This window comes from Photobacterium sp. 270122K, assembly GCF_059941365.1.
In genome coordinates, this window is sequence record NZ_JBPOEN010000002.1 from 409417 (window position 1) to 424071 (window position 14655).

11 protein-coding genes are annotated in these 14655 nt (G+C 48.7%); 4 read left to right on the forward strand and 7 right to left on the reverse strand.

Translation table 11 applies throughout. The annotated features are described in order from the left end of the window. Positions 1–22: 22 nt before the first annotated feature. Together pyk and ACSF8W_RS05040 are read right to left on the reverse strand one after the other, a co-directional pair. Complete coding sequence (gene pyk, locus ACSF8W_RS05035; protein ID WP_500845600.1) at positions 23–1468, reverse strand: pyruvate kinase; 1446 nt, start codon at positions 1466–1468, stop codon at positions 23–25. Between the two features lie 289 nt (positions 1469–1757). Further along, positions 1758–2612, reverse strand: coding sequence for a MurR/RpiR family transcriptional regulator (locus tag ACSF8W_RS05040; protein WP_047874222.1), 855 nt, complete (start codon positions 2610–2612; stop codon positions 1758–1760). 319 nt (positions 2613–2931) lie between these two features. Between ACSF8W_RS05040 and ACSF8W_RS05045 the strand changes: the two genes are divergently transcribed. Continuing rightward, positions 2932–3786 (forward strand): NAD-dependent epimerase/dehydratase family protein, encoded by an 855-nt coding sequence (locus ACSF8W_RS05045; RefSeq protein WP_500845602.1) that lies wholly within the window; start codon positions 2932–2934, stop codon positions 3784–3786. 365 nt (positions 3787–4151) lie between these two features. Here the strand turns inward: ACSF8W_RS05045 and ACSF8W_RS05050 are convergent, their stop codons facing one another. After that, on the reverse strand, positions 4152–4619 hold the full coding sequence (locus ACSF8W_RS05050) for a DUF3859 domain-containing protein (RefSeq protein ID WP_500845604.1): 468 nt from the start codon (positions 4617–4619) through the stop codon (positions 4152–4154). Positions 4620–5572: 953 nt separating this feature from the next. Between ACSF8W_RS05050 and psrA the strand changes: the two genes are divergently transcribed. The 3 genes from psrA (at position 5573) to fabV (ending at position 10003) form a co-directional block, all read left to right on the forward strand. Further along, positions 5573–6232, forward strand: a complete 660-nt coding sequence (psrA, locus tag ACSF8W_RS05055; RefSeq protein ID WP_500845606.1) for a TetR family transcriptional repressor PsrA — start codon at positions 5573–5575, stop codon at positions 6230–6232. A gap of 94 nt (positions 6233–6326) precedes the next feature. Beyond that, positions 6327–8603, forward strand: coding sequence for an acyl-CoA dehydrogenase (locus ACSF8W_RS05060; RefSeq protein WP_500845608.1), 2277 nt, complete (start codon positions 6327–6329; stop codon positions 8601–8603). A 197-nt stretch (positions 8604–8800) separates the two neighbouring features. Continuing rightward, positions 8801–10003, forward strand: a complete 1203-nt coding sequence (gene fabV, locus ACSF8W_RS05065; protein ID WP_500845609.1) for an enoyl-ACP reductase FabV — start codon at positions 8801–8803, stop codon at positions 10001–10003. A gap of 126 nt (positions 10004–10129) precedes the next feature. On the opposite strand, the gene ACSF8W_RS05070 is transcribed toward fabV, so the two are convergent. From ACSF8W_RS05070 to ACSF8W_RS05085, 4 genes are all read right to left on the reverse strand, one after another. Further along, entirely contained in the window at positions 10130–11473 is a 1344-nt protein-coding gene (locus ACSF8W_RS05070) for an ATP-binding protein (protein ID WP_500845611.1), read from the reverse strand. Further along, a complete protein-coding gene (locus tag ACSF8W_RS05075; RefSeq protein WP_428476836.1) occupies positions 11473–12147 on the reverse strand; it encodes a response regulator in 675 nt (224 codons plus the stop codon). Before ACSF8W_RS05075 ends, ACSF8W_RS05070 begins: the two co-directional genes overlap by 1 nt. 229 nt (positions 12148–12376) lie before the next feature. Further along, on the reverse strand, positions 12377–14059 hold the full coding sequence (locus ACSF8W_RS05080) for an aspartate:alanine antiporter (protein ID WP_500845613.1): 1683 nt from the start codon (positions 14057–14059) through the stop codon (positions 12377–12379). Between the two features lie 205 nt (positions 14060–14264). Next, the gene (locus ACSF8W_RS05085; protein ID WP_039457468.1) at positions 14265–14528 is read right to left on the reverse strand and encodes a GrxA family glutaredoxin; all 264 of its coding nucleotides are present in this window, start codon (positions 14526–14528) and stop codon (positions 14265–14267) included. Between the last annotated feature and the right edge of the window lie 127 nt (positions 14529–14655).

Here is a 14655-nt window from a genome sequence, read left to right on the forward strand (position 1 = left end):
CGTATATCAACGCAGCAACAGATTATTCTACAGTCAGAATACGCATGTTGTTGGTTGAACCAATCTTGTCCATCTCATCACCTTGGGTGATGATCACAAGATCGCCAGTGTTTAGCAAACCGTGGTCTTTTAGAACGCTAAGTGCATGCTTCGCAGCATCAAGACCCGCATCGCTGTCACGGTTGAAGAATACCGGTGTTACACCACGGTACAATGCCGCGCGGTTTAGGGTATTTTCATTACGAGACATCGCGAAGATTGGCAAGCCTGAAGAGATGCGAGACATCATCATTGGCGTACGGCCAGATTCAGTCATTGCTACCATCGCTTTAACGCCTTCCATGTGGTTAGCGGCATACATGGTAGACATAGCAATGGTTTCTTCTGGCGATTCAAACGTACGCGCCAAACGGTGGTTTGACACGTTGATGCTAGGCTCTTTTTCAGCACCCATACATACGCTTGCCATTGCCGTCACGGTTTCAACAGGGAAGTCACCGGCTGCCGTTTCCGCAGAAAGCATTACCGCATCGGTACCATCCAGTACGGCGTTCGCCACATCCATCACTTCTGCACGTGTTGGCATAGGGCTGGTGATCATTGACTCCATCATCTGGGTCGCAGTGATCACAGTACGGTTTAGGCTACGTGCGCGGCGGATCAGTTTCTTCTGTACGCCAACCAGCTCTGGATCGCCGATTTCAACACCCAAGTCACCACGGGCAACCATCACAGCGTCAGAGGCCATGATGATATCGTCCATGGCTTCTGTAGTCGCAACGGCTTCAGCGCGCTCTACTTTTGCTACCAGCTTCGCTTCAAGACCGGCTTCTACTGCTAGGCGACGTGCATACTTCATGTCTTCGCCGTTACGTGGGAAAGACACCGCCAGGTAATCTACGCCCATTTGTGCAGCAGTAATGATGTCAGCTTTGTCTTTGTCAGTCAGTGCTTCTGCAGACAGGCCGCCACCTTTTTTGTTGATGCCTTTGTTGTTTGACAGTGGGCCACCCACAGTCACAACAGTGTGAACTTTGTTGCCTTCAACAGACGTGACTTTTAACTGAACACGACCGTCATCCAATAGCAGGATATCGTCAGCTTCAACGTCTTTTGGCAGTTCTTTGTAGTCTAGGCCAACGGCTTGCTGATTACCTTCGCCTTTTGGCAGGTCGCTATCAAGGGTGAATACATCACCGATAGCCAGTTGGATTTTGTTGTCTTTGAAGGTTGATACGCGGATCTTAGGACCTTGCAGATCGCCTAGGATAGCAACGTGCTTACCCAGTTTGGCTGCAATTTCACGAACAGTCTTAGTACGTTGAATGTGATCTTCTGGGCTACCGTGGGAGAAGTTCATGCGAACAACGTTAGCGCCTGCTGCGATAATTTTTTCTAGGTTATTATCACGGTCAGTTGCAGGACCCAGAGTTGTCACGATTTTAGTACGTCTTAGCCTTTCAGACATTGTAAGCTCCATTTGTATCATTATGTGCAATGAAAACGATTGCAGTATGATCATCACTTTCATTGATGTGCAAGAAATAGTACTACACTAACGTGCCAGAAGATGCTGTTCTTTATCAACAAAATGTAAGAAAAAACATCCTCAAACGGCCATTGATAAATGATTTTTCACACCACCATAAAGCCTTTTTCTCAGAGACGGAAAACAGGGGTAATACCGACGGTTGTACGGTGTGATATGACAAGTGTAGCGGCATAAAAAAAGCACGACCTGCGTCGTGCCTCTTCTTTTATAAAATGCCTTCTTTGGTGAAGCGCGAATCCTTGAGGGACTCTTTCACCCGTTTAAGGTTTTCGCGAAAGCCGGCGCCTCGACGCAGGGTAAAACCGGTTGCCAGTACGTCAATCACGGTCATTTGTACCACGCGACTGGCCATTGGCATGTAGATGTCGGTGTCTTCCGGCACATCTAAGCAAATAGACAGTGAACATTCACGATCCAGCGGCGAGTCTTTGGCGGTAATGCCAATCACCGTCGCACCGTTTTCTCGGGCCATACGCGCGACTTCGACTAAGCTCTTCGTGCGACCCGTGTGCGAGATCATCACAACCACATCACCGTCAGAACAGTTAATCACACTCATACGCTGCATCACGATGTCATCAAAGCAGACAATCGGAATGTTAAAGCGGAAAAATTTGTTTTGCGCATCGTGCGCGACAGATGCTGACGCCCCCAAACCAAAGAAAGAAATCTTCTTGGCTTGAGTCAACAGATCCACCGCACGGTTAACCTGCATCGGATCTAAGCTGTTTTTGGCAACATCTAAACACGCCATCGTTGATTCGAAGATTTTTGACGTATAGGCATCAGGGCCATCGTCTTCTTCCACATTACGGTTCACATAGGGTGTACCGTTGGCCAGGCTTTGTGCCAAATGCAGTTTAAAGTCAGGAAACCCTTTGGTATCGAGTCGACGGCAGAAGCGATTGACGGTAGGCTCACTGACGTCAGCCATTTTCGCCAGAGTTGCAATGCTGGAGTGAATCGCGGTTTGAGGTGATGCAAGAATGACCTCAGCCACTTTACGCTCTGATTTGCTGAAATTATCAAGGTTCTTTTGAATTTTCTCTAGGGTATTCATGGCGGTTACCGCTCGTTACTGAATTTCATTATTGGCTACGTTGTTCTTATCGCACCATTTTGATGAAACTATACTACTTTTCAGGGATTTGCTCCTAGCAAATCGACGGGTATTACGTTGTCTTTTTATTATAGTTTGACAAAGATCGAGTTTTTCCTTTCAGAATTGAAATGAAAATTATGCAAAACGACCGATATGTGCGCGATATTGGCTTTATTTTGTTGTTTATTTTCAGTTGTAGGGAATTAATTTACAGGTTGAAAAAAATACCGTGGTTATTTACCGCCATTTTATTGATTGGCTATAACGGGGAGGACAGATGGATATATGGAATAATACGAAAGTCAGTATTTGTGGTTGTGGCTGGCTGGGAGCGCCGTTGGCGGCGCAATTAGCGGCATTAGGGGCCGAAGTGTGGGGCAGTCGACAACGGCAGGAAGACGCCGAGGCATTGGCCGCGATTGGCGTGCATGGCGTTACGTTGCAGTTACCGCTTGGTGTGGCGGCGTCGTCACGCCTTGCTGATATCTTTACCACCGATGTGTTGGTGATCAATGTGCCACCGGGGCGTAAAGCTGGGGCTGTTCCAGCGTGGTTGGACAATATGGGGCAACTTCTCGCGGCGGCACGTCAATACGAAACGCAGCGGGTCATCTTTATTAGTACAACGGCGGTGTACGGCGGGCGAACCGGTACGGTGGTTGAATCGACCCCCGTGCAGCCTGAGACGGCATCTGGCCATGCGCATGCTCAGGTGGAACAGCAGGTGTTGCAACAGTGGGGAGAGAATGCCGTGGTGTTACGCTTGGCGGGATTGATCGGCCCCGGTCGTCATCCTGTCCGCTTTTTGTCTGGACGAGAAGGCATCCTGCAAGGGGGCGATCGCGTCAATCTCATCCACCAACAAGACGGCATACAGGCCATTGAGCACATTATTCGGCAGTGGCCGAGTGGGCAGGTGTTGCATTTGGCCGCGCCTGATCATCCCTCGCGTGAAACGTATTATTGCCACATGGCTGCACAGGCTGGTTTGCCATTGCCACAATTTATCCCGGAAACAGAAGAAGCCGCGCAGCGCAGAGGGGGCAAAGTGATCAATGCGCAGGCGACGTGTGAGTTATTGGGCTTGACGCTGACGCACCCTGAATTGATGGCTTATGTGCCGGAAATATAGGCATTGAAAGCGTACAAACAAAAAAAATCCCGCAGCAAACGCGGCGGGATGAAAAATAAATACAATTAGGAGTTTAGCAGCAGTGGCATCAATAATTAAAGAAGAGTGACAGTGTCATAATCATCTTTAAATTGAAGTGTTATTAATATGACCAAGGCTTTTCGACAAAGTTCACGCCAATGTGCATTTTTTTGAAAATTATTTTTTCAATGCGCGTTAGGAAAGAGCGGGAGGGGGAATCTGTTGGTGGTGAAGAAAAGAAAAACGGCCCTAAATAGAGCCGTTTAATAAGCAAGTAGTGCGAACCTATTCATTTACACTTAATCAGCGAGGCTTGGGACAGCGAGGCTTAGGGGAATGGCCGATTAATAAACCGGTTTTTCTAGCGTAAATTCTTCTGTCAACACAACGTCGTCATCGTGGATGATAGAGAATGTCCACTTCCCTGGTACCACTTCCCAATCTTCTGAAATGTAGTAACCAAAGAACGTGTTGCCCGTGGTGATAGCTTGGTTATAACTCACAGAGTCAATCATGTTGCCGGTTTGAGGATCTTTCATCGGCGGGAACGTGATTTTGTGGACCACTTGCGTGTCTTCACCGGTGACATCATAACTCATGCCAAAGCGTGTGCCTTTTACCGCAGGGATGATATTGGATTCATCGATAAACGCGATATTTGAAATGACACCCAATTTATTGCCTTCCGTCGCATTGTCAGTATTGGCGACATATTGGCCTTTCTCGGCAAGGGTCATGTGTGTTTTTGGCGTCGTTGAGCATCCGGCTAGGGCGGCAACGACACAAAGCATATAGATTTTTGAATATTCCATTTAATCCCTTTCTCTCAACGGAAATATAACGATGGCAGATGACAATTCACTTTATTTATCATGCTGATAAAGCATTAATGCGCGTGATAGTTGATCACTGTGTAAATAGTAAATAGGCGGTCAGGGAGGGTAAAGGTAAAAGAAGCGAATCCTCGCTTAACCTATAAGTCCGATTGCATATCTCCGTGTCATATCACGTTTCATTGGTCGTTCCTGACCGAGAAAAAAGGAGAGGCGATGTTGGCTGTCGTGTCCGGTGACATTTTATGAAACAGTGCATTCTAAAAAGGGATAGTGTGGCGAGGGTAAAAGCGCAGGCAAAAAAAAGCCCACTGACAAGCAGTGGGCAAAGCTCTATTTACACAATTAGGAGTTTAGCAGCAGTGGCATCAGCGGACTAAAGAGAAGAAGGCGTGTTGGCGGCCAGCGAACAAATCAAAAATCTTTAATCTTAATGTCACTAGTTATGACCCGTGAAATCAGCGTTGGTTCCGAAAATTGTTCAAAAAAAGCAGATGTTTTTTTAAGTTAATGATTTTAAGCTGATTTTTTCAATGTCTATTCTGCTAGGTCACAGGGGCTTGCTGTGGATTGGGTCGATTGCGCGATGCGCTCTCTTCGATAAACATCAAAGAAACATCGAATAACCGCCGCGGAGTCGACGCCAAAATAAAGAAAACCCATCTCCATAAGGGGACGGGCTTCGAAGAATGTCTTCTAAGAAAAAGCAGTGGCATTAATTATGACCCGCGTTTTTTCCCTTTGTTCCCACTTTTTTTCATTTTTCTCATTCTTTTTTTCTGACTGCCATTCTCAATGCATTGTCATGAGACCCCGTTGAGAAAAGAGCGGAGACCCTCACGGTTGGTAAGGCCCCTTTGTGTAGAACCTTCTTGTTAAATTTGTAGATTAAATGTAAAGTTTAAACATCCGTTTAATACAGGTGATTGAATATGGCTGGAAAGGGAGAAACCAAAGCCCGGATCTTGGATGCTGCCGAACGGCTGTTTGCGGAACAAGGATTCAATGATACCTCGCTGAGAACCATTACCAGTAAAGCCGGCGTGAATTTGGCTTCGGTGAATTATCATTATGGCGATAAAAAAACCTTAGTCAGAGCTGTGCTGAGCCGCTATTTAGACACCTTTATGCCAGCCTTGCAAACCGAGCTGAAGGTGTTGTTGACGCGGGATGAATTTACCATGGAGGACGTCTTCCATTGCCTGAAAAAACCACTGTTGGCGCTCAATGATTTTCGGCCGCAGGGCGCGACCACGTTTATGTCATTAATTGGGCGTGGATACACGGATGTGCAAGGGCATCTACGTTGGTTTATCGTCACACGTTATGACGGCGTGTTGGCACAATTTACGACCGCCATTCGGCGAGCGAACCCTTCTCTTGATCAAGAAACGCTGTTTTGGCGACTGCATTTTACCCTCGGCGCGTCAGTATTCACCATGGCGTCATCCACCGCATTGTGTGAGATAGCCAATAACGATTTTTCTCAGCAAGTCACACCTGAAGAATTGGTTGACCGTCTTGTGCCGTATTTGGCGGCAGGCGTAGCGGCACCCATCGATCCACCGCTGTCTTTAATAAAGGAGGGATAACGCAGCTTTCGCCTGAAAAAGGAACCCCAAAAAATCCCGAGCACCTGCGAGTCATCACACCCATAACGATCGTCGTGACGAAAGGACCTGAACTATGAGTATGCTAATCGACCTAAGAAAGCGCTACCTCAGTGATCCCGCCTTTAAGCTGTTCAAGAAAGTATTACCGCCGTTGTCAGAGACAGAACGCGAAGCCATGGAAGCCGGCAGTGTGTGGTGGGATGGTGAGTTGTTTAGCGGTTCGCCCAATTGGAATACGTTGCTGACCTACCCACAACCGACCCTAAGCGCGTCGGAGCAAGCCTTTATTGATAATCAATTAGTGACCTTGCTGGACATGTTGGACGACCACCAAATCGTACAGGAAGACAAGGATCTGCCGCCAGCGGTGTGGGATTTTCTGCGTCGTGAGAAATTTTTCTCCCTGATTATCGGTGAAGAATACGGCGGGCTGAATTTTTCTGCACACGCTAATTCCACCATCGTGGCGCGCATAGCGACAAAAAGTTTGAGTGCTGCGGTTTCGGTGATGGTGCCTAATTCACTTGGGCCAGGGGAGTTGTTAACCCATTACGGGACTGACGCGCAAAAAGATTATTGGTTGCCCCGCTTGGCACAAGGTAAAGACATCCCGTGTTTTGCCTTAACCGGACCAGAAGCGGGCTCCGATGCGGGCGGGATCCCTGATCGCGGCGTCGTGTGTTACGGCGACTACCAAGGTAAAGAGGTGTTAGGCATTCGCGTTAGCTGGAATAAGCGCTATATCACGCTTGCGCCGGTGGCGACCGTGCTGGGCTTGGCGTTTAAACTGTCTGATCCGGATGGCCTGCTCAGTGATGAAGAAGAGCGGGGGATCACTTGTGCGTTGATCCCAGCCGATCACGAAGGGGTCGAGTTGGGCGAACGCCATGATCCGCTGAACTTGGCCTTTATGAATGGACCGACCCGTGGCCAAGATGTCTTTATCCCGATGGATTGGGTGATTGGCGGGCAAGACTATGTGGGACGGGGCTGGCGTATGCTGGTGGAATGCTTGTCGGCAGGGCGAGGCATTTCATTGCCCGCGCTTGGGGCAGCGGTCGGGCATTTGTCAGCCCGCACCACCAGTGCGTATGCCACGGTACGTAAACAGTTTGGACTTTCCATTGGCCAGTTTGAAGGCGTCGCGCAACCCATTGGACGCTTAGCGGGCATGACCTATTTGCTTGAAGCTGCCCGTACCTTAACCACCACTTCGCTCGATATGGGGGAAACCCCAGGCATTGTGACCGCGATAACGAAATACCACATGACGGAGATTGCTCGCAGCCTGCTTAATGACGCGATGGATGTGCATGCTGGCCGTGCTATTCAGTTAGGGCCGATGAACTACTTGGGGCACCATTATTTTGGGATGCCCGTGGCCATTACTGTGGAAGGGGCGAATATCCTGACTCGTAACCTGATGATCTTTGGTCAGGGAGCGACACGTTGTCATCCTTATGTCTTACAAGAAATGGCGGCCGCCAGTGATCCAGATAGCCAGAAAGGGGCGGAAGACTTTGATCGCTTGTTGGTGAAGCATGTGCGCTTTGCTGTAGGTAACAGTGCTAAATCTTTCTTCAATGCCTTTACCCGTTCGCGAGGCAATCGCTCACCCGTTAGTGGTGAAACCGCGACCCATTACCGCCAGCTCGGCCGTATGAGCCGGGCATTGGCTGTGGCCGCGGATGTGGCGATGTTGACGTTGGGCGGTGAATTGAAACGCCATGAAATGATTTCGGCCCGTTTGGGGGATGTGCTTAGCCATTTGTATTTGGCGTCCGCGGTACTCAAACGTTATGAAGATGAAGGACGAAAGGCGGAAGATCTTCCCTTGGTGCATTACGGAGTGCAGCATTGCTTACACCACTGTGCACAAGCGTTCGATGCCGTGTTTGCCAACTTCCCCCGTAAAGGGGTGGGACGAGGGTTACGTTGCCTGTTGTTCCCGCTGGGTATGCATTACGCCGCGCCTAATGATGCCCTGACCTTACAGGTCGCTAAGGCATTAATGACACCGGGGGCGCAGCGCGATCGCTTAACCCACTTATGTTATGTCGGTGAGAAAGTGACGGATCCGGTGGGGATTATCGAACGGGCGTTTATTGCCATGCATGAGGTCAAAGAAATTGAGACAAAATTGGCCAAAGCCATCAGAGCAGGTGAGATCCCGCGCAAGGTTTCGTTAACAGAAAAATTACAAATCGCCTTGAGTGCGGGGATCGTCACAGAAGGAGACGTTGATAGGATGCACAATGCAGATCAACTCAGACAGCATGCGATTCAAGTGGATCATTTTGCTGCAGATAAATTTAAAAAAGGCAGTTTGCAACCGGGAAAGGCTGCCTAAGACGAAAGTCGCAGAACAATAACCTGGTGTCTCCCATGTGCCACGCTTTTGCGTGGCACTTTTTTTGCGCAAAATTCAGCACGTTCACGGTTGAACACCTCCAACCACTGCCAAATTTAGCGTTTTCACTCATAAAAATAATGCGGACTTGCCATTTACCTTTTATCCTACTGCTAATTGTGTAAGGGAAGTTGAAAATGATCATCAAACCTAAAATTCGTGGATTTATTTGTACAACGACGCATCCTGTGGGTTGTGAAGAAAACGTTAAAGAGCAAATTGCTTATACCAAAGCCCAAGGGCCGATTGCCAATGCACCTAAGCGTGTGCTTGTGGTGGGTTCATCAAGCGGTTACGGTCTGTCATCACGCATTGCTGCGGCATTCGGTGGTGGTGCGGCGACCATTGGTGTTTTCTTTGAAAAACCAGGTACAGAGAAGAAGCCGGGTACAGCAGGCTGGTATAACACTGCCGCATTCGATAAGTGTGCGAAAGCAGAAGGTCTGTATTCCAAGAGCTTGAATGGTGATGCGTTCTCTCACGAAGCAAAACAGAAAGTGATTGATTTGATCAAAGCCGATCTTGGTCAGATTGATATGGTGGTGTACTCACTGGCATCCCCAGTGCGTAAAATGCCTGAAACCGGTGAAGTGATCCGTTCTTCGCTAAAACCGATGGGTGAAACTTATACCGCAACGGCAGTAGACACCAACAAAGACGTATTGATCGAAGCAAGCATTGAGCCTGCGACAGAGCAAGAAGTTGAAGATACGGTCACTGTAATGGGCGGTCAGGATTGGGAATTGTGGATCAATGCCTTGTCTGACGCGGGTGTATTGGCTGACGGTTGTAAGACCGTGGCTTACAGCTACATCGGGACTGAGATCACGTGGCCAATTTACTGGCACGGTGCGCTAGGTAAAGCGAAAATGGATCTTGACCGTGCAGCGGCTGAACTTAACGGCAAGCTAGCAGCAACGGGCGGTTCAGCCAATGTTGCTGTATTGAAGAGTGTTGTGACACAAGCCAGTTCAGCCATCCCTGTGATGCCACTTTACATCGCGATGGTCTTCAAGAAGATGCGCGAAGAAGGCGTTCATGAAGGCTGTATGGAACAGATTCACCGCATGTTTACCCAACGTTTGTACAAAGCAGACGGCAGCGCAGCAGACGTAGACAGCGAGAATCGCCTACGTTTGGATGACTGGGAATTGCGTGAAGACATTCAGAAGCACTGCCGTGAGCTATGGCCAACCGTGACGAACGAAAACTTGTTCGACGTGGCTGACTACCAGCAGTACAAAGATGAGTTCTTGAAGCTGTTCGGCTTCGGCATCGCAACAGTGGATTACGACGCAGACGTGAATCCGGCTGTTGAGTTTGACGTTGAAAACATCTAATCGCGCTTGATCGCATGGGTTGAAGTCTGACTTATGTGATCACAGCTCGAAAAAAAACCGCCGAATCGGCGGTTTTTTTATTAGCGTTTCTTATCGCTGAAAGATGATAGCGGCCATTAACGCTGATTAACGCTTAGGCAACTCAATCACAAAGGCGGCACCTTCAAGGGATGACGCTTCCACATGAATGCTGCCACGGTAGCTCATCACAATTTCATGGCAAACAGACAGCCCGATACCTTGCCCGGGGTTGCGCTGATCGGCCCTGACACCACGTTGGAATATCGCATCACGCATATCCTCGGCCACCCCTGGGCCATCATCTTCAATCCGGATCAGGTAATGATCTGGGGTTTCAATGGCATTGATTTGCACTTCAGAAATACAAAAGCGGTAAGCGTTTTCCAGCAGATTACCGAGTAATTCCATCAAATCACTGCGGTTGACCGGTAGCGTGAGCGCCGGATCAAAGGTGGTATTCAAAATCACCTCTTTGTCGGCGTACACTTTACTGAGCAAGCGACTGAAACTGTCGATCAGGGGTTTCAGGTCGGTTTTGTCTTTCTGTAAACCTTGCTGACCCATCATGGCGCGCTTGAGTTGATATTGCACCAGCTCATCCATTTGGCTGATCTGCTCCATAATGCGTTGATTGAGCTCCGCTCGTGGAATGTCATTGTCATCGAGCAGGGCATTCGTCGCAGCTAAACGGGTTTTCAGGCTGTGTGCCAGATCATCCATCGCTTGGCGATAGCGGCCTTTTTGGGTATTGCTGATTTCAATCAGGCGGTTTAACGCCAGCGTGACATCTTGCAATTCCATCGGGTAGTTATCATCGAGCGTATCGCGTTTGGCTTCTGTCATTTGATCAAGCTGAGTCGCCAGTTTACGCAACGGCTGAAAGCTCCAGTGAAACGCGGCAATCAAAAAAGCAATTGCAATAAGCACAAACAAACCCAAATAGAAGGTGGTGCGTTTGTGCAACTGCTGCAGGGATGACATGTAAGCATCACCCGAGCGCAAGACCACGAGCTGGTAGATTTTGCCGCCTTCACGCTCTTGGCTCATGTTGTAGGCAATATAGCGTTCGTTTGACAGGGTTTCGATCAGCGTGGGGACGGGAATGTTATTGGGTAGTTCGCCACAAATATCGCCAATATTGGCCGTTTGGGCTTCTTCTGACAGCCAAATGGTGTGATCGTTTTTATCACAGACCACCGACATGTAATCCGTGTTCGACGGATCGACAGAATTGATCCACTTATCGACGTCTTTGATGAGGCCCGCGCGATTGAGTTGTGCAACCACCATTGGCATTTGTGCCACCAGTTCTGACGAATACGCGGCCATGTAGCTCTGGCTGTAGAGTTGGTTGATCACGCCCGCGAGGGCAGAGGTGATCAACACAATGATCGCCACCGAGGTCACAAGTACTCGGCGGCGGAGCCTGGGTTGAATAATGTTTTTCATCACTGGGCTTGTAACTCAAAGATGTACCCTTGACCACGGATGGTGGAGATAGGGTTATCTTGCCCGTTACTGGTGAATTTTTTACGCAGGCGACTGATCATCACTTCAATGGTGTTCGGATCGCCTTCTTGATCTTCATACAGCACATCGAGCAAGCGCTGTTTCGACACCACTTGGCGGCTGTGGCGCATTAAATATTCCAGCAAATCGTATTCAAAGGCGGTCAGTTCAAGCTGGGTGTCGTGAATAAAGACTTGTTTTGCCAATAGATCAACACGAATGTCACCGGCGGTCATTTCTGGCTTCACAAAACCGGCACTGCGGCGGACCAGGGCACTTAAGCGTGCCACCATTTCTTCTTTCTGAAATGGTTTGACTAAGTAATCATCGGCGCCAGCTTCAAGACCGGTCACTTTGTCTTGCCAGTTGGAGCGAGCCGTCAGAATGAGGATTGGTAAGCGCAACCCTTTATCGCGCATGTCTTTAATGAGGCTGATGCCATCACGATCGGGCAAGCCGATATCGACAATGGCGACATCATTGGGGTAGTCCTGAGCAAAGAACAAGCCTTCTTCTGCAGTGCCCGCGCACTGCACTTGGTGGCCTAATTCACTGAGTTGAGATTTTAAGTGGTGACTCAAAATGGGGTCATCTTCAACAATAAGGATACGCATAATTTTGATTACCAATGTGTTTTTAATTTATCCAATATACTGAATAGCGCAACAGGTGGCGAATAATTCGTTGTAATTTTGGGGCTTTATACGAAGCGGTATCTGTGACTAGCTTAGTCGAGAGGGACTGAATCTGGGCTGACTCAAAAGGATAACATGCAAAAAAATGCCCCCTGATGTTTCCATCAGAGGGCATAGGATCAATGTGTTGTTCTTGCCGTGATGCGACTTAGCTCAGGATCACAAACAGCGTACCGGCGATCGTTAACAAGACGTTGGCAATGGCGTAAGTCCCGGCATAACCCAGTGCTGGAATCGTACTGCGGGCGTGTTCATTGATCATGTCCATCGCAGGAGCACAGGTACGGGCACCGATGATGGCACCGAACAACAGGGCGCGGTTCATGTTCAGCACGTAAGCCCCAAACAGGTAAGCCAGTACCACGGGGATCACGCTGACCATTAAGCTCACCACAAACACCATGATCCCGACGTTTTCCAGTGACGCAAACAGGTTAGAACCCGCGCTCAGACCAATACCGACCATGAACACCATCAAACCGAGATCTTTGGCCATATTCAGTGCCCCTTGAGGCACGTAGCCGAACGTCGGGTGGTTGGCGCGCAGGAAGCCCAAAGTGATCCCTGCAATTAATAATCCGGCTGCGCTACCCAACCCAAAGGCGATATGGCCAAAAGTCATGGTGATGGAGCCGACCAGCAAACCAAGAATAAAGAAGCAGCAGAAGGCAATCAAATCGGCAATTTGGCTGTGAACCGAGATAAACCCGATACGCTCAGCAAGGCCAAGTACTCGGCTTTTCTCGCCACTGACCTGTAGGATGTCCCCTTTGCTCAGTAGAATATTGTGATCCATCGGCATTTCGATCTGTGCACGTACTACACGGTTAAGGAAACAACCGTATTCTGATAAGTTCAGCTCAGACAAACGCTTACCGGCAATGTTGGCATTTTTTACTACGATTTCTTCTTCGACGATACGCAAGTCGAGCAAGTCGCGGTCAAACACTTCTTTACCGTTACGGAAACTCGGATCAAGACGGGCGTGGCTATCAGGGTAACCCACCAAGGCAATTTCATCGCCTTCTTGTAAAATCGCATCCCCATCGGGGTTAGCCAGAATACCGTTACGACGAATACGTTCGATATAACAGCCGGTTTGGCGGTAGATACCCAATTCACGCAGGTTACGGCCGTCAATCCAGTTGATCAGCTCTGGGCCAACACGGTAGGCACGAATGATTGGCAAGTAGACTTTGCGCTGCGCGCTTTCGCCAATGCCCCGTTCACGAGCAATCTGTTGTGAGGATTCAGCCAAGTTTTGTTTTTGCAGCATGGGCATTAAACGCGCCAGCATGATTACGCTGACAAGGCCAATCAGGTACGACATGGCGTAGCCGACACTCACGCTATCGACGATCTGCTGAATGGCGGTGGGATCGGTAACATCGGTTAATCCGCTGAGCAGCGCATCTTTTGCCCCTACTAATACGGGGGTCGCGGTGAGTGAGCCCGCCATTAAACCGGTGGCCATGCCGAGGCCTAAGTCGAGATAGTTACTCATCAGTGCCGTAATGGCGACCGCGGAGACAACCACGACCATGGCGAGCATCAGATAATGTTTACCGTCACGGAAAAAGATCCCGAAGAAGTTGGGGCCTGCTTCGATACCGACACAGAAAATGAAGAGCATGAAACCGATATTGAGGGCTTCCGCATTAAAGGTAAAGCCGGCATTACCGAACAGCAGGGCGGTGATTAAAACGCCGATAGAGTTGCCTAACTGCATATTCGCAATGCGAATTTTTCCTGCAGAGAGACCCACAGCCAAGACCACAAAGAGCAACAGAATATCATTCTGGCGAAGAAGGGCGGCAACATCGATATTCACAACAAATTTTTCCGAAGAAGAGGCGATAACAACAAAAGTGCCGAAAATTTTAGCTGATTTTCCGGAGGGTGCCTAACGGAAATACGGGCTTTTGAGAGAAAAAAACTATTATGAGATGTGGGTTTTACTAATAGCTAAAAATGAAAAAAGGCTGATGCTTCAGCCTTTTTATAAAATTGTTATCGCGCTGTATGTTTTACGGCGATTACTGGAATAGACCCAGGTTTTCTTTGGCGTACGCTTCAAAATCTGTGCAGCCACCGATGTGTTCTTGATCGATGAAGATTTGCGGTACGGTTTCTACTGGTTTACCGACGGTCTTTTCAAGGTCTGCTTTGCTGATCCCTTCTGCATGAATGTCGACATAGCGGTAGTTAAAGTCTTCACGTTCTTCTTTTAGTTTGTCGGCAAGATCTTTTGCACGAACACAGAATGGGCAGCCTGGGCGACCAAAAATAACAACAAACATGATAGCTCTCCTTAAATTTGATGCAGTTACTATAACGTGCCTGTACCCGATGAGAAAGCGGGTTTTCTCTTTCAGTGCGATAGAGAAAACCGATTGATGCCGATTCTTTTCTCTCTTTCCCGATGAA